General features: G+C 61.7%; 20 protein-coding genes and 1 pseudogene. 12 read left to right on the forward strand and 9 right to left on the reverse strand.

The features are described 5' to 3' along the window. Positions 1-5: 5 nt before the first annotated feature. Positions 6-461: a GNAT family N-acetyltransferase gene (locus tag ATY29_RS04320; protein WP_097535350.1), complete on the reverse strand. Its 456-nt coding sequence runs from the start codon at positions 459-461 to the stop codon at positions 6-8. A 22-nt stretch (positions 462-483) separates the two neighbouring features. After that, a complete protein-coding gene (locus ATY29_RS04325; RefSeq protein ID WP_025417460.1) occupies positions 484-2,163 on the reverse strand; it encodes an MFS transporter in 1,680 nt (559 codons plus the stop codon). A gap of 197 nt (positions 2,164-2,360) precedes the next feature. On the opposite strand from ATY29_RS04325, the gene rimP reads away from it, so the two are divergent. From rimP to ATY29_RS04375, 10 genes are all read left to right on the forward strand, one after another. After that, a complete protein-coding gene (rimP, locus tag ATY29_RS04330; RefSeq protein WP_003571222.1) occupies positions 2,361-2,966 on the forward strand; it encodes a ribosome maturation factor RimP in 606 nt (201 codons plus the stop codon). Between the two features lie 59 nt (positions 2,967-3,025). Beyond that, positions 3,026-4,630, forward strand: coding sequence for a transcription termination factor NusA (nusA, locus tag ATY29_RS04335; protein WP_003571224.1), 1,605 nt, complete (start codon positions 3,026-3,028; stop codon positions 4,628-4,630). Next, on the forward strand, positions 4,627-5,322 hold the full coding sequence (locus ATY29_RS04340) for an RNA-binding protein (protein ID WP_003571226.1): 696 nt from the start codon (positions 4,627-4,629) through the stop codon (positions 5,320-5,322). The genes nusA and ATY29_RS04340 overlap by 4 nt, the downstream gene beginning before the upstream one ends. Positions 5,323-5,424: 102 nt before the next feature. Continuing rightward, the gene (gene infB, locus ATY29_RS04345) at positions 5,425-8,184 is read left to right on the forward strand and encodes a translation initiation factor IF-2 (RefSeq protein WP_097535294.1); all 2,760 of its coding nucleotides are present in this window, start codon (positions 5,425-5,427) and stop codon (positions 8,182-8,184) included. 154 nt (positions 8,185-8,338) lie between these two features. Next, a complete protein-coding gene (rbfA, locus tag ATY29_RS04350) occupies positions 8,339-8,743 on the forward strand; it encodes a 30S ribosome-binding factor RbfA (RefSeq protein ID WP_003571232.1) in 405 nt (134 codons plus the stop codon). A 13-nt stretch (positions 8,744-8,756) separates the two neighbouring features. Beyond that, positions 8,757-9,689, forward strand: coding sequence for a tRNA pseudouridine(55) synthase TruB (gene truB, locus ATY29_RS04355; protein WP_097535296.1), 933 nt, complete (start codon positions 8,757-8,759; stop codon positions 9,687-9,689). Positions 9,690-9,785: 96 nt separating this feature from the next. Next, complete coding sequence (locus tag ATY29_RS04360; RefSeq protein ID WP_097535298.1) at positions 9,786-10,634, forward strand: alpha/beta fold hydrolase; 849 nt, start codon at positions 9,786-9,788, stop codon at positions 10,632-10,634. Positions 10,635-10,785: 151 nt separating this feature from the next. Beyond that, a complete protein-coding gene (rpsO, locus tag ATY29_RS04365) occupies positions 10,786-11,055 on the forward strand; it encodes a 30S ribosomal protein S15 (RefSeq protein ID WP_003571238.1) in 270 nt (89 codons plus the stop codon). A 353-nt stretch (positions 11,056-11,408) separates the two neighbouring features. After that, positions 11,409-13,547, forward strand: coding sequence for a polyribonucleotide nucleotidyltransferase (gene pnp, locus ATY29_RS04370; RefSeq protein WP_097535301.1), 2,139 nt, complete (start codon positions 11,409-11,411; stop codon positions 13,545-13,547). 131 nt (positions 13,548-13,678) lie between these two features. Further along, positions 13,679-14,695, forward strand: coding sequence for a class I SAM-dependent methyltransferase (locus ATY29_RS04375; protein WP_097535303.1), 1,017 nt, complete (start codon positions 13,679-13,681; stop codon positions 14,693-14,695). 92 nt (positions 14,696-14,787) lie between these two features. Here ATY29_RS04375 and fabI read toward each other — a convergent pair whose 3' ends face one another. From fabI to fabA, 3 genes are read right to left on the reverse strand one after another with little or no spacing between them, the layout of a single operon-like run. Continuing rightward, positions 14,788-15,594, reverse strand: coding sequence for an enoyl-ACP reductase FabI (fabI, locus tag ATY29_RS04380; RefSeq protein WP_003571243.1), 807 nt, complete (start codon positions 15,592-15,594; stop codon positions 14,788-14,790). Between the two features lie 4 nt (positions 15,595-15,598). Then, the gene (gene fabB, locus ATY29_RS04385) at positions 15,599-16,831 is read right to left on the reverse strand and encodes a beta-ketoacyl-ACP synthase I (RefSeq protein WP_003571244.1); all 1,233 of its coding nucleotides are present in this window, start codon (positions 16,829-16,831) and stop codon (positions 15,599-15,601) included. Between the two features lie 44 nt (positions 16,832-16,875). Then, positions 16,876-17,391 carry a 3-hydroxyacyl-[acyl-carrier-protein] dehydratase FabA gene (gene fabA / locus ATY29_RS04390; RefSeq protein ID WP_025417454.1) on the reverse strand — a complete coding sequence of 172 codons (516 nt, stop codon included), beginning with the start codon at positions 17,389-17,391 and terminating at the stop codon, positions 16,876-16,878. Between the two features lie 300 nt (positions 17,392-17,691). On the opposite strand from fabA, the gene irrA reads away from it, so the two are divergent. Then, the gene (gene irrA / locus ATY29_RS04395; RefSeq protein WP_003571248.1) at positions 17,692-18,111 is read left to right on the forward strand and encodes an iron response transcriptional regulator IrrA; all 420 of its coding nucleotides are present in this window, start codon (positions 17,692-17,694) and stop codon (positions 18,109-18,111) included. Between the two features lie 13 nt (positions 18,112-18,124). On the opposite strand, the gene ATY29_RS04400 is transcribed toward irrA, so the two are convergent. Then, on the reverse strand, positions 18,125-18,760 hold the full coding sequence (locus ATY29_RS04400) for a trimeric intracellular cation channel family protein (RefSeq protein ID WP_003571250.1): 636 nt from the start codon (positions 18,758-18,760) through the stop codon (positions 18,125-18,127). A gap of 111 nt (positions 18,761-18,871) precedes the next feature. Here ATY29_RS04400 and ATY29_RS04405 point away from each other — a divergent pair, with 111 nt between their 5' ends. Next, on the forward strand, positions 18,872-19,345 hold the full coding sequence (locus tag ATY29_RS04405; protein ID WP_003571253.1) for a hypothetical protein: 474 nt from the start codon (positions 18,872-18,874) through the stop codon (positions 19,343-19,345). A gap of 3 nt (positions 19,346-19,348) precedes the next feature. Here ATY29_RS04405 and ATY29_RS04410 read toward each other — a convergent pair whose 3' ends face one another. The 3 genes and pseudogenes from ATY29_RS04410 to ATY29_RS04420 form a co-directional block, all read right to left on the reverse strand. After that, positions 19,349-20,137, reverse strand: coding sequence for a YdcF family protein (locus ATY29_RS04410; protein ID WP_025417453.1), 789 nt, complete (start codon positions 20,135-20,137; stop codon positions 19,349-19,351). A gap of 68 nt (positions 20,138-20,205) precedes the next feature. Beyond that, positions 20,206-20,928: a YoaK family protein gene (locus ATY29_RS04415; RefSeq protein WP_097535305.1), complete on the reverse strand. Its 723-nt coding sequence runs from the start codon at positions 20,926-20,928 to the stop codon at positions 20,206-20,208. Between the two features lie 201 nt (positions 20,929-21,129). Next, positions 21,130-21,376 (reverse strand): annotated as a pseudogene (locus ATY29_RS04420) (GIY-YIG nuclease family protein); the annotation flags it as partial. Positions 21,377-21,424: the final 48 nt, after the last annotated feature.

Consider the following 21,424-nt stretch of genomic DNA (forward strand, 5'->3'; position numbering starts at 1 on the left):
CGGCTTCAGAGTGCGCGCTTCATCCCCTCGTGGCTCGCCACGAAACCGAGCTTCTCATAGAAGTGGATCGAGTCCTTCCGTGTCTTGTCCGTTGTCAGCTGCACGAGGCCGCAGCCGCGCGCGGCGCATTGGGCGACCGCCCATTCGATAAACTGGGAGCCGAGGCCCGAGCCGCGAACATCTCCAGCGACACGCACGCTTTCGATCTGGCCGCGCCACATGCCCGTTCTCGACAGACCGGGCAGAAAACTCAGCTGCAGACAGCCGACGACCCGATCGGAAGCGTCGCTTGCGACGGCCAGCAGCTGATTGACGTCCGCCTCGATCGCAGTGAAGGCCGAGAGATAACGCGCATCGACGAGGTCTGAAACGATCTCCCTGGTAACGCCGAGATCGTCGTCGGCGAGCAGCCGGACGATTGCGGCGAGATCGGATCGGCGGGCGCGCCTGAAGCGATAGATGGCTGATCTATGCATAGTCGTCTCAATGATGCAGATCGATCGGCGCCTTGTGAAAGACGTCGTCATCCGGCGGAATGGCCTGGCGCTCGATCATGCGATGGACATGCGGGGGACCCTCGCCGCGGTGCAGCGCGCGGAGCCTGTCGATGTTTTCGGCGTCGGCCTGCGTGCGGCGCTGATTGTGTCTGATATATTCGACCCAGGTCGGCGTATGATAGCTTTCCGTCCACAGGCCGGGGTTTTCGAGATCGCGCATCAACGCCCAGTGACGGGCGCCGTCCCGGATGCGGATGCGACGGCGCTCGACCATCAGCGCCATGAACTCGGCAAGGTCGGCATCGGCGATGTCGTAATCGACCTGTATGACAATCGGGCCGCTGCGCGGCGTGATGTCGAGGCTCAAGGCCGGCGCGGTGAAGCGGTTCAGCGGATCGAGGTTGAGCGAGGCAAAGGCCGGCATGGAAAAACGCAGGCCAATGGCGATGCCGAGCAGCATGACGACGGATGACATCAGCAGCGCATCGGCGACGCCATAACGATCGGCGGCAATACCCCACAACCAGCTGCCGCCGGCGATGCCGCCGAAGGTGACGGTCTGGTAGAGCGACAGCGCCCGGCCGACCACCCAGCGCGGCGTCGACAGCTGGACGATGGTGTTGAAGAGCGAAAGTGCCGAAACCCAGCAGGCGCCGGAGACGAGCAGCCCGGCAGAGGTGAGGACGGCGCTTGGGCTGAAGGCGGCGATGACGGCGCTCAGCGCAAAGCCGGTAAAGGATAGGCGGATGATCATCTCGCTTGAGAGCATCTGGCGCAGCCGCGCATTCAGCACGGCGCCGCCGATCGCGCCGATGCCGAAAGCACCGAGCATGAAACCATAGGTCAGCGGACCGCCACCGACGAGATCGAGCGCGACGACCGGCAGCAGCGCCAAGATGGAACTGGCGCCGATGCCGAAGAGCAGTCCCCTGACGAGAACCTTTTCGAGATTGGGCGACATCGAGACATACCGCAGGCCGGCGAAGATGGCGCTGCCCAGCGCTTCCCGCGGCAGCGTTGAGACGGGCGTGCTCGGGCGCCAGCGCATGAGGGCATAGATCAGGGCGAAGTAGCTCACGGTGTTTACCGCGAAAGCTGCTGCAGCACCTGCGGCTGCGACGATGACGCCGCCGATCGCCGGGCCGACGCTGCGGGTGATGTTGAAACCCATGCTGTTTAAGGTGACGGCGCCCGGCAGATCGGCGCGCGGCACCATGTCGCCGACCGAGGCCTGCCAGGAGGGATTGTTGAGCGCGGTGCCGCAGCCGATCAGGAAGGTGAAGAAGAGCAGCAGCCAGGGGGTGATCCAGCCGAGTAGGGCTGTGGCCGTCAGCAGGGCCGAGACGGTCAGCATCATGCATTGTGCCGTCAGCATGACCCGGCGGCGGTCATAATTGTCGGCCAAGGCGCCCGATATCAAGGAAAACAGCATGATCGGCAGCGCCGTCGAGGTCTGCACCAGCGCCACCATATCCTCCGAGGCGGTGATCGTCGTCATCATCCAGGCAGCACCGACCGCTTGGATCAGTCCGCCGAAATTCGATGACAGGCTGGCGAACCAGATGGTACGGTAAGTATCGTGCCGCAAAGGCGCCAAGGTCGACGAAGTGTAGGCCACGATTTCTCCCGCTTTTGTTATTGCGCCCGAACGGCAATATATGCGCAAGAGAGGCGCTGGCCATAGGCCCGCCGACGTCGCCCGGCGCGAATTGACCGAATCGGTCGCAGACCTTGCAATTTCAGAAAAACCCGACTATATGGCTCTCAAATTCTTGATCGCTTGATGAAGAGTGGGCCGCAAGGACCCGCTCTTTTTTATTAGCGCGATCGCTAAAAAGCATGAAATTGCGAGGAGCGCACCGCTTGTCGGACATGACAAACGCAGGCAACGAAGTTGAGCCGCGGCTGATTACCGAAACCGGGCTCGACCAGCGTCTTGCCGATATCATCGAACCCGTTCTCGTCGGCCTGGGCTTCCGGCTGATCCGCGTCCGTATGATGAACCAGAACGGCGCAACGATGCAGGTCATGGCCGAGCGCAACGACGGGACGATGACGGTTCAGGACTGCGAAGAAGTCTCGATGGCGATTTCTCCAGTCCTCGATGTGGAAGATCCGATCGATAAAGAGTATCATCTCGAAGTGTCTTCGCCCGGCATCGACCGTCCGATGGTTCGGAAATCCGATTTCGTCCGCTGGCAGGGCCACCTTGTGAAATGCGAGACGTCGATCCTGATCGACAATCGCAAGCGCTTCCGCGGCAAGATCGTCGAAGCAGGCGTAGATGGTTTCACGCTCGAGCGTGACCAGGTCGCTTACGGGGAAGAGCAAAAGGTCACCATTCCCTTCACGGCGCTTAGCGATGCGAAGCTCATTCTGACCGACGACCTGATCCGCGACGCGTTGCGCGCCGACAAGCTGGCGAAAGCCCAGGCCGCCAACCAGAACGAAGCGGACGACCAGGAATAACCGATCAACAGACCGCTCCAGGGACGGGAACCCCGGGGTTAAGACGGAGAAACAAGACAATGGCAGTCAGTGCGAACCGGCTCGAACTTCTGCAGATCGCAGATGCAGTGGCGCGCGAAAAGGTCATCGACCGCGAGATCGTGCTGGCCGCAATGGCCGACGCCATCCAGAAGGCGGCACGCTCCCGTTACGGCACCGAGTCCAACATCCGGGCCGACATCAATCCGAAGACCGGCGAAATCCGTCTGCAGCGCCTGCTCGAAGTCGTCGACAAGGCCGAGGATTATTCGACGCAGATCCCGCTGGAGCTGGCCCGCGACCGCAACCCGGACGCCGCACTCGGCGATTTCATCGCCGATCCGCTGCCGCCGATGGATTTCGGCCGCATTGCCGCACAGTCCGCCAAGCAGGTGATCGTGCAGAAGGTGCGTGAAGCCGAGCGCGACCGCCAGTTCGACGAATTCAAGGATCGCACCGGCGAAATCGTCAACGGCACCGTCAAGCGCGTCGAATACGGCAATGTCATCGTCGATCTCGGCCGTGGCGAAGGCATCATCCGCCGCGACGAAATGATCCCGCGCGAAAATGTGCGTTATGGCGATCGAGTCCGCGCCTACGTCTATGACGTCCGTCGCGAGCAGCGCGGCCCGCAGATCTTCCTGTCGCGCACGCATCCGCAGTTCATGGTGAAGCTGTTCACCATGGAAGTGCCTGAAATCTACGACGGCATCATCCAGGTGAAGTCGGTCGCCCGCGATCCGGGCTCGCGCGCCAAGATCGCCGTGATCTCGAACGATAGTTCGATTGATCCGGTCGGCGCCTGCGTCGGTATGCGCGGCTCACGCGTCCAGGCCGTCGTCGGCGAACTCCAGGGCGAGAAGATCGACATCATTCCGTGGAGCCAAGACCCGGCGACCTTCGTCGTCAACGCCCTGCAGCCGGCCGAAGTCGCCAAGGTCGTTCTCGACGAGGATGCCGAGCGTATCGAAGTCGTCGTTCCCGACGAGCAGCTGTCGCTGGCGATCGGCCGCCGCGGCCAGAACGTCCGCCTCGCCTCGCAGCTGACCGGCTGGGACATCGACATCATGACGGAGGCCGAGGAATCGGAACGCCGTCAGAAGGAATTCAACGAGCGCACCAACCTGTTCATGGATTCGCTCGATGTCGACGAAATGGTCGGCCAGGTTCTGGCCTCCGAAGGCTTTGCCGCCGTCGAAGAACTGGCCTATGTCGATCTCGACGAGATCTCCTCGATCGACGGTTTCGACGAAGAGACGGCGCAGGAAATCCAGCAGCGCGCCCGCGAGTTCCTCGAGCGTCTCGAAGCCGAGATGGACGAGAAGCGCAAGGCGCTCGGTGTTCAGGATGAGCTACGCGAAATCGACGGCATGACCGCCCAGATGATGGTGGCGCTCGGCGAAGACGGCATCAAGACGATCGAGGACTTTGCCGGTTGCGCCGCCGACGATCTCGTCGGCTGGAGCGAACGCAAGAACGGCGAAACCAAGAAGTTCGAAGGCCTGTTCTCGAAGTTCGACGTCTCGCGCGTCGAGGCCGAACAGATGATCGTCCAGGCCCGCCTCTCGGCTGGCTGGATCACTGAAGAGGACCTGGCAAAGGGGACCGAAGAGGTCACTGAAGCCGAAGCCGAACAAGAAGCATGATGACCGCGCATGAGCCGGACGCTCTTCCTGATGAGGACGACGATCTTGCAGGTTATGACGTGAACGGACGCATGTGCATCGTGACGCGCGAAAGCGGATCGCCGGAAGAGCTGATCCGCTTCGTTGCCGCTCCCGATGGAACTATCGTCGCCGACCTGAAGCGTGAGCTTCCGGGACGCGGATGCTGGGTGAAGATCGACCGGTCGCTGGTCGACAGGGCAGTGGCGAAGAAACTCTTCGCCCGCGCGCTGAAAATGGATGTGAAGGCGGCGGACGATCTCGGCGCGAGCGTCGACCGGCTGCTTTCGGCACAATTGATGCAGATGATGAACATGGCGCGGAAAGCCGGCCAGTTCGTCAGCGGGTCCTCGAAAGTGGATGCCGCAGTCAGAAGCGGAGCAGCCATTGCGGTGTTCCATGCGACTGATGCAGCGGACGACGGTGTCCGGAAAATCGACCAGGCCCGCAAGGCCTGGCACCTCGGAATGGAGACCGAGGAGGAGATACCTTCCTTCCGTCTCTTCTCGGAGAGCGAAATGGAAGGCCTGATGGGCCAGAATGCTTTTATCCATGCCGCAGTGCTTGCAGGGCAGGCGGGTGAGGGTGTAGTGAAGCGCGCAAAGATGCTCGAACAGTACCGTATTGGCGGTCAGTCCCGGGCAGCGGGCGGCGCTGGCCGGCAAAAACAATGAGGTGGTCACCGGCATCGGCCGGTCGCATCCTCATTGATCGACAAGTATTGAACGACAGGGTCTGATCTAGTCATCGCTCCCTGTCCGAAGGAACGGGAACGAATGACCGATAGTAACGACGACAAGACAATCAGCGTGACGGGCAAAAAGACGCTTACCCTGAAACCATCGGGGATGAGCCAGGGCACCGTTCGCCAGGATATGGGTCGAGGTCGCACCAAAGCGGTCGTCGTCGAGACCCGTAAGCGGCGCCCCATGCGCCCGGAAGACGAAAAGCCGATCACGCCAGCCGCTCCGGTGGCCCCTATCCGTGCAGCCGAGCCGGCGCCCGCACCCGTGCCGGCGCGCCCGCAGCAGCCGACGCCGGCACCGCGGGTTCAGCAGAGCAACAACGGCCAGATGAACCAGCGTCCGCAGCAGTCCCATCAGGCCCCGCGCCAGAATGATCGTCCGCGCCCGGTGGTGCTGAACCATCTGTCGCCTGAGGAAATGGACGCCCGCCGCCGCGCGCTGGCCGACGCCCAGGCGCGTGATGCCCAGGATGCGATCCGCCGCGCCGAGGAAGATAAGCGCCGCGCCGCCGAAGAGATTGTCCGTAAGGCAGCCGAAGCCGAAGAAGCTGCCCGCAGGGCCGCTGAAGAGGCTATCCGGCAGGCTGAGGCACCCGCCGCTGTTGCTGAACCAGCCGCAGCACCGGCTCCGGCCGAAGCGCGCTCCGACGCCCCGCGGCCGCAGCAACCTGCATCGTCTGCACCGGCCGCCCGCCGGCCCGATGCCGCCGGAGCACCGGCTGGTGCCCGCCCGGCAGCGGGCGCTGCTGCCCCCGGCGCCGTTCGCGGTCGTCGCGACGAAAAGGAAGAGGATGATCGTGGCGGCGCCGCAGCGCGCGGCGGTCCTGTCCGTGGCCGCGTCGTTCGCCCGGAACCAGCCAAGCCGGTCACGACACGTCCGAAGACCGATGAAGAACGTCGTCGCGGCAAGCTGACGATCTCCACCGCCAATGTCGACGGCGAGGACAATGCTCGCGGACGTTCGCTCTCGGCGATGCGCCGCCGGCAGGAGAAGTTCCGCCGCGGCCAGATGCAGGAAACCCGTGAGAAGATCTCGCGTGAGGTGATTCTGCCCGAGACCATCACCATTCAGGAACTGTCGCAGCGCATGTCAGAACGCGCCGTCGACGTCATCAAGTACCTGATGAAGGAAGGCCAGATGATGAAGCCGGGCGATGTCATCGACGCCGACCTTGCCGAACTCATCGCCGGCGAATTCGGCCATACGGTCAGACGTGTTTCGGAATCCGACGTCGAGCTTGGCATCTTCAACGTGTCCGACGAGGATGGCGAACTGGTTTCGCGTCCGCCTGTCGTCACCATCATGGGCCACGTCGACCACGGCAAGACCTCGCTGCTTGACGCCATCCGCCATGCCAACGTGGTCTCCGGCGAAGCCGGTGGCATCACGCAGCATATCGGCGCCTATCAGGTGGAGCAGAGCGGTCAGAAGATCACCTTCATCGACACGCCCGGCCACGCCGCCTTCACGGCCATGCGTGCCCGCGGCGCGCAAGCGACCGACATCGCGATCCTGGTCGTCGCAGCCGACGACAGCGTGATGCCGCAGACGATCGAATCGATCAACCACGCCAAGGCGGCCGGTGTTCCGATCATCGTGGCGATCAACAAGGTCGACAAGCACGAGGCCGATCCGCAGAAGGTCCGCAACCAGCTGCTGCAGCACGAAGTCTTCGTGGAATCCATGGGCGGTGAAGTGCTCGACGTCGAAGTTTCGGCCAAAACAGGCAAGAACCTCGACAAGCTGCTCGAGGCGATCCTGCTGCAGGCGGAAATTCTCGACCTCAAGGCCAATCCGAACCGGACGGCCGAAGGTACCGTCATCGAAGCCCAGCTCGATCGTGGCCGCGGTTCGGTCGCGACCGTGCTCGTCCAGAAGGGCACGCTGCGTCCGGGCCAGATCATTGTCGCCGGCGACGTCTGGGGCCGCGTGCGCGCCCTGGTCACCGACAAGGGCGACCATGTGAAGGAAGCGGGTCCCGCCACCCCGGTCGAGGTTCTCGGTCTTTCCGGCACGCCGCAGGCGGGCGACAAATTCGCCGTCGTCGAAAGCGAAAGCCGCGCGCGCGAAATCTCGGAATATCGTCAGCGTCTTGCCCGCGACAAGGCGGCTGCCCGCCAGTCGGGACAGCGCGGCTCGCTGGAACAGATGATGATGCAGCGCCAGAGCGCCGGCATCAAGGAGTTCCCGCTTGTTATCAAGGGCGACGTGCAGGGCTCGATCGAAGCGATTGCCGGCGCACTGGAAAAGCTCGGCACCGACGAAGTCCGCGCCCGCATTGTCCATTCGGGCGCCGGCGGCATCACCGAGTCGGATATCTCGCTGGCCGAAGCTTCGAACGCCGCCATCATCGGCTTCAACGTTCGCGCCAATACGCAAGCACGCCAGTTCGCCGAGCGCGAAGGTATCGAAATCCGCTACTACAACATCATCTACGACCTGGTGGATGACGTGAAGGCAGCGATGTCGGGCCTGTTGTCTCCGGAACGGCGCGAAACCTTTATCGGCAATGCCGAAATCCTCGAGGTGTTCAACATCACCAAGGTAGGCAAGGTCGCAGGCTGCCGTGTCGTCGAAGGCAAGGTCGAGCGCGGTGCGGGCGTCCGCCTCATCCGCAACGACGTTGTCGTTCACGAAGGCAAGCTCAAGACCCTCAAGCGCTTCAAGGACGAAGTGTCCGAAGTGCCGATGGGCCAGGAATGCGGCATGGCCTTCGAAAATTACGAGGATATGCGCGCCGGCGACGTCATCGAGTGCTTCCGCGTCGAGCATATCACGCGCACGCTCTAATCTGCTGCGTCTGAGCATGACGTTCCAAAAGCCATTCGCCAGCCGGCGGATGGCTTTCGGGTATCTGCCGACTTGACCTTTTCGACCAAAAGAGTCATGGACGCTCTCCTTTGACGGGTTCGATTCCCAGCCGCATCGGCAAATAGAGATAACTATGACCAGAGCAACTTCTTCCGCGCCTTCGCAGCGCATGCTGCGCGTTGGCGAACAGGTTCGCGCCGCGATCACCCAGGTCCTGCAGCGCGGCGAAGTGCGCGACGACGTCATCGAGGCGACCGTGATCTCGATCTCGGAAGTGCGTATGTCGCCCGACCTCAAGATCGCCACGGCTTACGTGACGCCGCTCGGCGTTTCCGACCACAGCATCGTCATCGAGGCGTTGAACCGTCATGCGCGGTATATCCGCGGCAGGCTCGGGCAGCAGCTTCGGCAGATGAAATACATGCCGGAGGTGCGCTTCCGCGATGATACCAGCTTCGACAACTACAAGAAAATCGACGAGCTGCTGCGTTCGCCCGAGGTGAGCCGCGACCTCGACGGCGATAATGACGACCAATAACCAGAAGAGACGCATGTCCAAACCACGCAAACCCAAGGGCCGGCCGATTTCCGGCTGGCTGATCCTCGACAAGCCGGTGGATTTCGGCTCGACGGAAGCCGTTTCCAAGATCAAGTGGCTCTACAAGGCGCAAAAGGCCGGCCATGCCGGCACGCTCGACCCGCTCGCCTCCGGCATGCTGCCGATCGCGCTCGGCGATGCGACGAAGACCGTTCCCTATGTGATGGACGGCCGCAAGATCTATGAATTCACCGTCAGCTGGGGCGAGGAGCGCGCCACGGACGATCTCGAGGGCGAAGTGACCGAAAGCTCGGACAAGCGCCCGAGCGAACAGCAGATCCGCGATATCCTGCCTGGATATATCGGCACCATCAGCCAGGTGCCGCCGCAGTTTTCGGCGATCAAAATATCGGGTGAACGCGCCTATGATCTGGCGCGTGAAGGCGAAACCGTCGAAATCCCCTCGCGCGAAGTCGAAATCTTCCGGCTGACATTGCTCGCCTGCCCGGATGCCAATACCGCGCATTTCGAAGTGGAATGCGGCAAGGGCACTTATGTCAGGGCGCTGGCGCGCGATTTTGGCCGGGAGCTCGGCTGCTACGGCCACGTGTCCGGGTTGCGGCGCACCTTCGTCGCGCCCTTTGCGGAAGAGGCCATGGTGCCGCTCGCCAACCTCGTGGCGCTGGAGGCGCTCGAAGATATGGACGAGCGGCTTGCCGCCCTCGACGCGCTGCTGATCGATACCTGCGAGGCGCTAACGGCCCTGCCCCATCTCGTCATCAATGACGACCAGGCGCACCGGCTGAAGATGGGCAACCCGATCCTCGTGCGGGGGCGCGATGCGCCGGTTGCCGAAAGCGAAGCCTATGCGACGGCTCGCGGCCGGCTGATCGCGATCGGCGAGATCGGCGAGGGCGAATTTCGCCCGAAGCGGGTTTTCGGCTGAGTCTGTACAGCTGACGATTGTCAGACGGTAACGATGCGATATCTTCCTTTCGGGCGATTACCGCCCGAGGGGCGAGTGCCGCCCGAGAGGAAGAATATGCGCACAACCGCTATCGGAATCCTGACGTTCTTTGCACTGTTGCTGACCGTTGCCGGCGCTCAATCCGCCGAGCGCTGGGCCGAGCTTCCCGCCTTTCCTCCGATGCCGGCGGCCAAGACCAGCGGCATGGCCGATGTCAACGACATCAAGATGTATTACGCCGAATATGGTCAAGGCGAACCGATCCTCTTCATCCATGGCGGGCTTGGAAATGCCGACGTCTGGGGTCATCAGGTCGCCGATTTCGCCAAAGACCACCTGGTCATTGTTGCCGACAGCCGCGGCCATGGGCGTTCGACGCGCAGCCAGCAACCCTTCGGCTATGACCTGATGACATCGGATTATGTCGCCCTTCTCGACTATCTGAAGATCGACAAGGTGACGCTTGTGGGATGGTCGGACGGCGGCATCATCGGCATCGACATGGCGATGAAGCACCCGGAAAAATTGACCCGCGTCATTGCCCAGGCGGCCAACGTCACGACCGACGGCGTCAAAGATATCACGCACAACAAGACCTTCAACGACTACATCAACGTCTCCGGCGAGCAGTATCGCAAGCTTTCGCCGACGCCGAATGAATACGAGACCTTCGTCAAGCAGGTCTCCGCGATGTGGGCGACCCAGCCGGCCTGGACGGCCGCCGATCTTACCAAGATCTCGGTGCCGGTCACGCTTGCCATCGGCGATCATGATGAAGCCGTCAAGCTCGACCATACCGAAATGATGGCAAAGCAGATTCCGGGCGCCAAACTCGTCATCCTGAAAGATGTCAGCCATTTCGCCATGTTGCAGGATCCTGCAGCCTATGACGGGATGATCCGGGGTGCCATGGCGGGTCGTTGAAGTCGCCAGGGACGACCCCTCTTTCCATCGACCCATATTTGGTTTATAGGCAGCGCCAGCATCGGGTACGCCCGTTTGCATTCACGGCCAAAGCTGGACGGCATCCCGGCTTTTGGCGACCTTTATTTCCTCTCTTAGAAAGGATCACCCGATGTCGATCACTGCTGAGCGCAAGTCTGCGCTGATCAAGGAATACGCAACCGTTGAAGGCGATACCGGTTCTCCGGAAGTCCAGGTCGCGATCCTGACCGAACGCATCAACAACCTGACCGAACACTTCAAGGACCACAAGAAGGATAACCATTCCCGCCGTGGCCTGTTGACGATGGTTTCGAGCCGCCGCTCGCTTCTTGATTATCTCAAGAAGAAGGATGAAGGCCGCTATTCCAAGCTGATCTCCAGCCTGGGTATCCGCCGCTAAGATTGTCCGGCGGGCGCTTTCCGAGCGCCCGCCGGATCCTGTTTCGGGACACGGTTCCCGATGAAATGTTCCAGCCGCGCCCTATTCTCCAAGCGGTGGAAAGATCGGCGGACCCGGATGGGCCGGTTCTGCCAAACCAACCGTTGACCTGTCATGGGGCAGGATTGCCGGATGCTTTCGGCCAAGGCTTCTTGAGGCTTTGGCCCAGTTTCCCGGGAACTGGGTTCCCTGGAGGAAATTGAGATAAAAGCCTCTCGTTGTCTTGCCCGTGATACGTCACATTGTTTGCGGTCGACTGTGCGCTGCGCCCTGATATCGGCGATGGCGCGTGCTCCCGCACTGAAGGACAAGTCATGTTTGATACACACACCGTCGAAATCGAGTGGGCCGGCCGCCCGCTGAAGCTCGAAACCGGCAAGATTGCCCGTCAGGCCGACGGCGCCGTTCTCGCTACCTACGGCGAAACCGTGGTTCTCGCTACCGTCGTTTCCGCCAAGGCGCCGAAGCCCGGCCAGGACTTCTTCCCGCTCACCGTCAACTACCAGGAAAAGACCTACGCAGCCGGCAAGATCCCCGGCGGTTATTTCAAGCGCGAGGGACGTCCGAGCGAGAACGAGACCCTCGTTTCCCGCCTGATCGACCGCCCGATCCGCCCGCTCTTCCCGGAAGGCTACAAGAACGACACCCAGGTCGTCGTTACCGTCATCCAGCACGACCTTGAAAACAACCCCGATATCCTGTCGATGGTTGCCACCTCGGCAGCGCTGACGCTCTCCGGCGTTCCCTTCATGGGCCCGGTCGGCGGTGCGCGCGTCGGCTACATCAACGGCGAATATGTTCTCAACCCGCATCTCGACGAGATGGACGAATCGAGCCTCGACCTCGTCGTCGCCGGCACCTACGACGCCGTGCTGATGGTTGAATCGGAAGCCAAGGAACTCAACGAAGAGATCATGCTCGGCGCCGTCATGTTCGGCCACAAGGGCTTCCAGCCGGTTCTCGACGCAATCATCAAGCTCGCCGAAGTTGCCGCCAAGGAGCCGCGCGATTTTCAGCCGGAGGATTACTCCGAGCTCGAAGCGGAAATGTTGAAGCATTTCGAAGCTGAACTGCGCGAAGGCTACAAGATCACCCAGAAGGCCGATCGCTACGCCGCCGTCGACGCCGTCAAGGCAAAGGTCAAGGCTCACTTCTTCCCTGAAGGTGTTGAACCGAAGTACACCGCCGAAGTCATCGGCGCTGTCTTCAAGCACCTGCAGGCGAAGATCGTTCGCTGGAACATCCTCGACACCAAGAGCCGCATCGACGGCCGCGACCTGGAAACCGTCCGTCCGATCGTTTCGGAAGTCGGCCTTCTGCCGCGCACCCATGGTTCGGCGCTCTTCACCCGCGGTGAAACCCAGGCGATCGTCGTTGCCACGCTCGGCACCGGCGAAGACGAGCAGTATGTCGACAGCCTGACGGGCATGTACAAGGAGCGCTTCCTGCTCCATTACAACTTCCCTCCCTACTCGGTTGGCGAGACCGGCCGTATGGGCTCCCCGGGCCGTCGCGAAATCGGCCACGGCAAGCTCGCCTGGCGCGCGATCCGTCCGATGCTGCCGACCGTAGAGCAGTTTCCCTACACGCTGCGCGTCGTCTCCGAGATCACCGAGTCGAACGGCTCGTCCTCGATGGCGACCGTCTGCGGCACGTCGCTTGCTCTGATGGATGCCGGCGTTCCGCTGGCAAAGCCGGTTGCCGGTATCGCCATGGGTCTGATCCTCGAAGGCGATCGTTTCGCCGTCCTCTCCGACATTCTCGGTGACGAAGATCACCTCGGCGACATGGACTTCAAGGTTGCAGGCACCGCCGACGGCATCACCTCGCTGCAGATGGACATCAAGATCGCCGGCATCACCGAAGAGATCATGAAGGTCGCGCTCGGCCAGGCCCAGGGCGGTCGCGCCCACATTCTCGGCGAAATGGCCAAGGCCATCACCGAGAGCCGCGGCCAGCTCGGCGAATTCGCTCCGCGCATCGAAGTCATGAACATCCCGGTCGACAAGATCCGTGAAGTCATCGGCTCCGGCGGCAAGGTCATTCGCGAAATCGTCGAAAAGACCGGCGCCAAGATCAACATCGAGGACGACGGCACCGTCAAGATCGCCTCCTCTTCCGGCAAGGAGATCGAAGCGGCCCGCAAGTGGATCCACTCGATCGTCGCCGAGCCTGAAATCGGCCAGATCTACGAAGGCACGGTTGTCAAGACCGCCGACTTCGGCGCCTTCGTCAACTTCTTCGGCGCCCGCGACGGCCTCGTCCACATCTCGCAGCTTGCTTCCGAGCGTGTCGCCAAGACCCAGGACGTCGTCAAGGAAGGCGACAAGGTTTGGGTCAAGCTGCTCGGCTTCGACGAACGCGGCAAGGTTCGCCTGTCGATGAAGGTCGTCGACCAGGCCACCGGCCAGGAAATCCCGAACGAGAAGAAGAAGGAAGAAGCGGCAGAATAAGCCGCGTCTTTCAGATTTCATTCCGGGCGCGGGAATCTTCCGCGCCCTTTTTGTATCCTGGTTTTGCGCATGTCGTGGCCGCAAAACCGCTCACACACTTTTGCGCGACATGCTTTAACGAGACGAGACCCATGAGCCGTGAGACGCTGAAGACCCTGTTCCATCCCTTTGCCAGCGGCACAGTCCAGGCGCCCGGTGAGGGCGAGCGCGTGCTCTTCCTCGGCGCCGAGGCAGGCTTTGCGCTGCCTGATGGTTTTGCCGCCTCGCTCAGCGCCGTCCAGGGCTTCCGGCCGCTCTACCGGCAGCTGCTGGCGCAGCGAATCGAAGCAAAGCCGGAGATCGACGGTGAGGACTACGATGCCGCCCTGGTGCTTTGCACCAAGCACAAGGGCGAGAACGAGGCCAATCTCGCCGCGGCTATCGCGCGCACAGAGATCGGCGGCCTGATCGTCGTTGCCGGCGCCAAGGAAGACGGCATCCAGCCGCTGCGCAAGCGCCTCGAAGGGTTCGGTCTCGCGATCGACCACATGCCGAAATATCACGGCGTCGCCTTCTGGTTCGGCCGGCCGGCCGATGCCGGCGACATCATTTCCAAGCTGGCAAAGACGCCGGTCCGCGTCGACGGCCGCTTCAATGCCACCGCCGGCATGTTCTCGCATGATCGGATCGATGCCGGATCGGAATTGCTCGCCTCGCGCCTGCCGCAGGATTTTGCCGGCGACGTTGCGGATTTCGGCGCCGGATGGGGTTATCTCTCCGTTGAACTGGCCCAGAGATCGCGTGCACTGACCCGTCTCGACCTCTACGAGGCCGATCACGCGGCTCTGGAGGCCGCCAGGGACAATCTGGCGGAAAACTGCCCGAGCGCGCCTGCGCGCTTCTTCTGGCACGATCTGGCTGGCGAGCCGGTCAAGGACAAATACGATCTCGTCATCATGAACCCGCCCTTCCATGAAGGACACGCAGCCGAGCCGGCACTCGGCCAGGCGATGATCAAGACAGCCGCATCCGCGCTCCGCGGCGGCGGCCGCCTGATGCTGGTCGCCAATCGCGGCCTGCCCTACGAGCCGGTCCTGGTCGCGAATTTCCGGGAAAGCGGCGAAACCTGCCGCAACGCCCGCTTCAAGGTGCTGTGGGCGAAGAAATAAGGTTCGGCTCGAACCGTTCCCTCTCGTGGATCAAAATAAAAAGGCCGTGCGCATCATCTGCGCACGGCCTTTTATTTTGATGGGAACAGCCTTTATTCCACGTCCGCTCTGCGCAGCGTGTCCAACGTCGGCATCGAGGTGATGTTGAAGCCGGCGTCGACGAAGTGGATTTCGCCGGTGACGCCGGCGGACAGGTCGGAGAGCAGGTAGAGCGCCGAGTTGCCGACCTGATCGATGGTCACGGTCTTGCGCAGCGGCGCATTGCGCTGGTTCCAGGAGAGGATGGCGCGCGCATCCGAGATGCCGGCGCCGGCAAGCGTGCGGATCGGGCCGGCCGAGATGGCGTTGACGCGGATGCCGCGCGGACCGTAATCGGCGGCGAGATAACGCACCGAAGCCTCGAGCGCCGCCTTGGCGACGCCCATGACGTTGTAATTCGGGATGACGCGGGTCGAACCATTATAGGTCAGCGTCAGCATCGCACCGCCGTCTTCCATCAACGGCGCGCAACGCTTGGCAATCTCGGTGAAGGAGAAACAGGAAATGACCATGGTACGGCTGAAATTCTCACGCGTCGTATCGGCGTAGAGACCCTTCAGCTCGTTCTTGTCGGAGAAACCGATGGCGTGGACGATGAAATCGAGCTTGCCCCAGCGCTGCTCGATCGCATCGACCAAGGCATCGACCGATGCGATATCCTCGACGTCGCAGGGCAGCACGAAATCCGAGCCGACTTCGGCGGCAAGCGGCTTGACGCGCTTGCCCAGCGCATCGCCCTGGTAGGTGAAGGCCAGTTCCGCACCCTGTGCGGCAAGAGCTTTTGAAATTCCCCAGGCGATCGAGTGGTTGTTTGCGACGCCCATGATGAGGCCGCGCTTACCCTGCATAATTCCAGTCATATTATTATCCGTTATAGCGCTGGAAGACGAGCGTGGCATTCGTCCCGCCGAAGCCGAAGGAGTTGGAGAGGGCGATATCGATCTTCGCATTGTCGATGCGCTTGCGCACGATCGGCACGCCTTCGAATTCGGGATCGAGCTCGGTGATGTGGGCGCTTTCGCCGATGAAGCCTTGCTGCATCATCAGCAGGGAATAGATCGATTCCTGCACGCCGGCCGCACCGAGCGAATGGCCGGTCAGCGACTTGGTCGACTGGATATGCGGGATTTTTGATCCGAATACCTCGCGGATGGCGCCGATTTCCTTACTGTCGCCGACCGGCGTCGAGGTGCCGTGGGTGTTGACGTAGTCGACATCGCCTTTGACGGTGGCGAGCGCCTGGCGCATGCAGCGGATGGCGCCCTCGCCCGAGGGAGCGACCATATCGTAACCGTCCGAGGTCGCGCCGTAGCCGACGATTTCGGCGTAGATCTTGGCGCCGCGGGCCTTGGCGCGCTCCAGTTCCTCGAGCACCAACACGCCTGCGCCGCCGGCGATGACGAAACCGTCGCGGTTGACATCATAGGCGCGCGAGGCGCTGTCCGGCGTGTCGTTATACTTGGAGGACATGGCGCCCATGGCGTCGAAGAGGTTGGACATCGTCCAATCGAGATCTTCGTGGCCGCCGGCAAACATCACGTCCTGCTTGCCCCACTGGATCATTTCGGCGGCGTTGCCGATGCAATGAGCCGATGTCGAGCAGGCCGATGAGATCGAGTAATTGACGCCGTGGATCTTGAACCAGGTGGCAAGCGTGGCCGATGCGGTCGAAGACATCGCCTTCGGTACGGCAAAAGGGCCGATGCGCTTCGGGCTGTTGTTCTTCACGGTGATGTCAGCCGCCTCGATCAGCGTGCGGGTGGACGGGCCGCCGGACCCCATGATGATACCGGCGCGCTCATTCTGCGCATAGTCCTTCTCTTCCAGGCCGGAATCGGCAAGCGCCTGCTTCATGGCGACATGGTTCCAGGCACCGCCCTGAGACAGGAAGCGCATGGCGCGGCGATCCACCAGTTCGGCCAGCTCCGCAGCACCGAGCTTGGGGCTGCCCCAAACCTGGCACTTGAAGCCGTGCTCGGCGAAATCGTTGGAGAAGGAAATACCCGACTTTGCCTGCCGCAATGATTCGGTGACTTCGGCGGCGTCGTTCCCGATCGAGGACACGACACCCAGACCCGTGACAACTACCCGTCTCATCTGATCAAACCCTTTTTGTTTCGTGAACCGCTTGAGATGCGGTTTCAGGCCGTCTTGTCTTTCGAGAGACCGACGCGGAGGTCGGCCGCCTGGTATATGGTCTCGCCGTCCGCCTTCAGCCAGCCGTCGGCCGTGCCGAGGACCAGACGGCCGCGCATGACCCGCTTGAAGTCGATGCCATATTCGATCAGCTTGGTATGCGGCTTGACCATGCCCTTGAATTTCACTTCGCCTGTCGAAAGCGCCATGCCGCGGCCTTCCTCGCCGAGCCAGCCGAGGAAGAAGCCGGTCAGCTGCCACATGCCGTCGAGGCCAAGGCAGCCCGGCATGATCGGATTGCCTTCGAAATGGCAGGGAAAATACCAGTCGTCGGGACGTACGTCGTATTCGGCCCTGAGGTAGCCCTTGTCAAAGGTGCCGCCGGTTTCGGAAATATCGGTGATACGGTGGACCATCAGCATGGGCGGCAGGGGAAGCTGCGCATTGCCGGGGCCGAACAGCTCGCCATGTGCGCAGGCAATGAGTTCGTCATACGAGAAGCTGGACTGTCTGGTCGTCATAAAGTTTCTTTTCCCCCCGCGAGAAGCCGATGGATGTCAACGTTTAGTCCAAGTTCCTCAGAAAATGAAGCACGAGCAAGGCAGCTCCATTCATCGTCCCGGACCAGGCTTACGCCATTATTTGGTGGTCGAATACAGGAAGGCCAGGGCCGCGACCAGACCTATTTACGCCAAAAGCCCGTTTTTGCCGCGTTTATCAGGCTCTTGTCCCCATTGAACTATTGAAAGGCTCCGATGCAAAAGTTATACCGCTTGAAGAAACATGATTGCTTTATGCAGGAATAACCGGAGTTGGTGTTGATGACGGGTATACTCCCGATCGCCATAGAGGTCAGGCTGCGCGGCGCGGGCCTGCGCCCTACCCGCCAGCGTGTCGCGCTCGGCGACCTCCTGTTTGCCAAAGGCGACCGGCATCTGACGGTTGAGGAATTGCATGAGGAGGCGGTTGCCGCCGGTGTGCCGGTGTCACTGGCAACCGTCTACAACACGCTGCACCAGTTCACCGAAGCCGGCCTCATCCGCGTTCTCGCTGTCGAGAGCGCCAAGACCTATTTCGACACCAATGTTTCCGACCATCACCATTTCTTCATCGAAGGCGACAACGAGGTGCTCGACATTCCCGTCAGCAACCTGACGATCGCCAATCTGCCGGAGCCGCCCGAAGGCATGGAGATTGCCCATGTCGACGTGGTGATCCGCCTGCGGGCGAAGCAGGGCTGACGACAGCGCTCTTTCACATGACGTCGTCCGGGTGCCGGCCGGGCTTGTGCCGGTAGGTCGGGAAGGTCCAGCCGAACCACAGGGCGCCGCCGCGCACCGCAAAGGCCGCCACGACGCCGCAGGCAGAGGCCAGATAGAGCGGCATTCCCAGACCATTGGCGAGCGTGAACACACCGGCGCCGATAAGCGCTGCGGTCACGTAGATTTCCGGGCGCAACAGCACCGACGGCTCGTTTGCCATCAGATCGCGCAGGATGCCGCCGAAGGTCGCCGTGAGCGTACCGGTGACGATCGCGATGGTTGGTGAGCCGGTGGCGGCAAGTCCTTTGGCAGCGCCGATGACGCAATAGGCGGCAAGGCCGATCGCATCCAGCCAGATCAGCAGACGATAACGCGATTCCAGCAGGTGAGCGGTGAAGAAAACAACGACGCCCATGATGCAGCAGACGAGGATATAGGCGGGGTTCAGCACCCAGAAGACCGGCACGCGGCCGAGCACGATATCGCGCATGGTGCCGCCGCCCGTTCCCGTCACCATGGCGAAAAACAGAAAACCGATCAGGTCCAGCTGCTTGCGCGAGGCGGCGAGCGCGCCTGTTGCGGCAAACAGTGCAATGCCGGCATAATCGAGATAGACGAGCAGAGACATGCGAGCCCCGGAACCGCGGAATATTTCACCAAAAACCACGGCGGCAAGGGCGGCGCAAGGCGGTGCGGCCATAAAGCCAGCCGATAGAGCTTTATCCAAAAGAGGAAAGCCGTGAAAACGCTGGTGCTCGCCGTTCTGAATATTCTCCTGCTGGTGATCATGCCGGCTGTGGCCTTCGGCCAGCAATCGCTGATCTCCGATCCGGAGATCTACGAGAAGAAACATTTCCAGCAGCAGTGTAAGGCGGCCGAATTCGCCGACGGCTTCGTCACCCGGCAGGACATCAACAATGACGGGCTGATTGATGCGGTGGTCAACGAGGGCCTGCTGACCTGCGACGGGCAGAAGGGGCCGCAATGCAATGACGACGGCTGCACCTATAATTTCTATCTGCAGGTGGCCGAAGGCGGTTATTTCATGATCGCGACGGCGCAGATCTACGGCTACGACTTCGTCCAGCGCTTCGGCAACATGGTGCTGGCGATGAAGATGCATCCGCGTTTCTGCGACCGCACCGAAGGTGATCCCTGCATCGTGACCGCGCGCGTGCGCGGCACGAAATTCGTCACCATCTCAAAGAAATAGCTCTTACCGCGGATAAAGTTCCGACGTGCGGCCGGCGAGATAATAGCCGGCCAGCCCGTACCATTCGCGGATCGCCGTCGCCATGTTCTGCGCATTGAGGTTCGGCTGGGTGAAATCCAAACCCGGCCTCACCTCGCCATCGGTGCGATAATCGGTCGGCCAGGGCACGATATCGATGCCGAGCTTGCGGAAGATGCCGACGGAACGCGGCATGTGGAAACCCGAGGTGATCAGCAGGCAATTGGAAAGCCCTTGGCTTGCCAGGAATTCCTTGGTGTTGACGGCGTTTTCGAAGGTGGTGCGCGATTGCCTCTCCTCGATCAGGCGATCCTTGCCGACGCCGAAGAGCGGGAAGAAACGCTCGGAGGCCGCCGCATCGCCTTCATAGATGCCCGAGAGGGAACCGTCGCCGCCCGAGACAAGAATGCGCGACTGCGGAAATTTCTGCGCGAGCCGCAGGGCTTCGACGAAGCGGTCCGCCGCGGCGTTGAATTCTATGCCATGGCGCGCCGTGTTCACCTCGTTTTCGAAGGCGCCGCCGAGCACGATCATGCATTGCAGGTTCTGCGGATCGGCGGCCGGCCTTGCGAAACGCTGCTCGAGACCCTGCATCATCAGGTTGCCGGCCGTAGTGTAGAGCGTGACGAAGAGGATGAGAGCCCCAGCCGCAGCGCCAAGAACGCTCAAGATACGCCAGCGTAGCAGGCCAGCAAGCAGAGCAAGGAAGACGAGGAAGAAGGCCAGCGACAGCGGCTGAGCGAAAATCCAGACAAGCTTCGAAATGACGAACAAGACCTGCTCCTTGGGGATTGGCGGCGGTCCTTCCTATCCGATTCGACGGTGACAGGAATGCGACGGTTCTATTTCGCCCTCGATAGCGAGGATCGATGCGGCGCGATCTTCTGGTTGAAGCGCCGCTGAAGCGGCCGGGGGATGAACATGGCGGCAAGCGCCAGTGCCATGGCAAAGAGGGAGACCAGCCACACTGCATAGGCTCCGGTCAGTCGCGTCAGCACGGCGCCGACGATGGCGCCGAGCAGCATGCCGCCCCATGGCACGATCTGGATCGTCCATTCGATGCGGCGGTCGCCGATGATCCAGCGGCCGATGCCGCGGCCGAAGCGCGACAGGGCGCCGGTGACATAAGTCAGCCCGATCGGCAGGCCCTCGATATGCTCGACGGCGGCGTTCACCATGCCCATCGAAAAAACGATCAAATAAAACCGGGCAAATAGCATGTCCTGCACCGTCATCACCGAGGCGAGCGCCAGGACGAGGCCGACGCAGCCGAGCACGACGAAAATGCGACGTTGCGAAATATGGGCAACGACGATGCCGGCAGCATTGCCGAGCACGAAAACCATGATGGCCGAGATCAGCACCGCCGCGTGATAAAGGTTGCCCTCGCTCAGGGCGAGTGCGGCTCGCGTCGTATTCCCCGTCATGAAGGAAACGAAATCGCCGGTCAGCAGCAAGCCCGTCGCGTCGGTCATGCCGGCCAGAAACGCGATCGAACCGACGAGGGCGACCCCCATCAGGGTTCGTCGGGTGCGGATGAGGCGGCGGCGTCTTGCTCTGGTCATGGGTCGAGGTCCTGGAGCCGAATCACTGGGATTGCGGCGGCAAGGATACATCCGCTTCATTGAGGAATTGGCAAAGGCGATCGGAAGGGGATGAAGCTGGCCTTGAATGGCAAGGCATTTTCGCCGCGATCCAGCAGTTCGGGTTCCTACGCACCGGCGCTTATTCGGAATCCGGCTGGCGCGGCCACCGGGATCCAGATTCGGCTGGACCAGTCTCTTGCTGGCAAAAGCTCGGCCGGAATGCGATTTCAGGTATTTTTCGAATTCAAACGCTTTTTGCTTGTCGGGAAAAGCGCAATACCAGAGCAGGGTCCATGGTGCGAATTTGGAAGTATGGATGGATTTTCCGGCGTTGTGAGCGGCAAGCCGCTGTTTCAGATCGGCAGTAGAGCCGGTGTATTCCTGATCGGGAAAATCGATGCTGCGGAGAATTATAGACGTACCACATCAGCGTTTCAGCCCGTCGTCGCCCTTCGGGCTATGCCGGGCACTGCTT

It is taken from the genome of Rhizobium hidalgonense, assembly GCF_002914525.1.
Taxonomy (GTDB): Bacteria; Pseudomonadota; Alphaproteobacteria; order Rhizobiales; family Rhizobiaceae; genus Rhizobium; species Rhizobium hidalgonense.

What these genes read in the sequence shown, in the direction of transcription:
- ATY29_RS04360 (WP_097535298.1), top strand. Translation starts at nt 9,786, where the DNA reads ATGCGCACAACCGCTATCGGAATCCTGACGTTCTTTGCACTGTTGCTG.
- rpsO (WP_003571238.1), top strand. Translation starts at nt 10,786, where the DNA reads ATGTCGATCACTGCTGAGCGCAAGTCTGCGCTGATCAAGGAATACGCA.
- truB (WP_097535296.1), top strand. Translation starts at nt 8,757, where the DNA reads ATGTCCAAACCACGCAAACCCAAGGGCCGGCCGATTTCCGGCTGGCTG.
- ATY29_RS04415 (WP_097535305.1), bottom strand. Translation starts at nt 20,928, where the DNA reads ATGACCAGAGCAAGACGCCGCCGCCTCATCCGCACCCGACGAACCCTG.
- fabB (WP_003571244.1), bottom strand. Translation starts at nt 16,831, where the DNA reads ATGAGACGGGTAGTTGTCACGGGTCTGGGTGTCGTGTCCTCGATCGGG.
- pnp (WP_097535301.1), top strand. Translation starts at nt 11,409, where the DNA reads ATGTTTGATACACACACCGTCGAAATCGAGTGGGCCGGCCGCCCGCTG.
- fabI (WP_003571243.1), bottom strand. Translation starts at nt 15,594, where the DNA reads ATGACTGGAATTATGCAGGGTAAGCGCGGCCTCATCATGGGCGTCGCA.
- infB (WP_097535294.1), top strand. Translation starts at nt 5,425, where the DNA reads ATGACCGATAGTAACGACGACAAGACAATCAGCGTGACGGGCAAAAAG.
- ATY29_RS04340 (WP_003571226.1), top strand. Translation starts at nt 4,627, where the DNA reads ATGATGACCGCGCATGAGCCGGACGCTCTTCCTGATGAGGACGACGAT.
- ATY29_RS04375 (WP_097535303.1), top strand. Translation starts at nt 13,679, where the DNA reads ATGAGCCGTGAGACGCTGAAGACCCTGTTCCATCCCTTTGCCAGCGGC.
- nusA (WP_003571224.1), top strand. Translation starts at nt 3,026, where the DNA reads ATGGCAGTCAGTGCGAACCGGCTCGAACTTCTGCAGATCGCAGATGCA.
- rbfA (WP_003571232.1), top strand. Translation starts at nt 8,339, where the DNA reads ATGACCAGAGCAACTTCTTCCGCGCCTTCGCAGCGCATGCTGCGCGTT.
- fabA (WP_025417454.1), bottom strand. Translation starts at nt 17,391, where the DNA reads ATGACGACCAGACAGTCCAGCTTCTCGTATGACGAACTCATTGCCTGC.
- irrA (WP_003571248.1), top strand. Translation starts at nt 17,692, where the DNA reads ATGACGGGTATACTCCCGATCGCCATAGAGGTCAGGCTGCGCGGCGCG.
- ATY29_RS04400 (WP_003571250.1), bottom strand. Translation starts at nt 18,760, where the DNA reads ATGTCTCTGCTCGTCTATCTCGATTATGCCGGCATTGCACTGTTTGCC.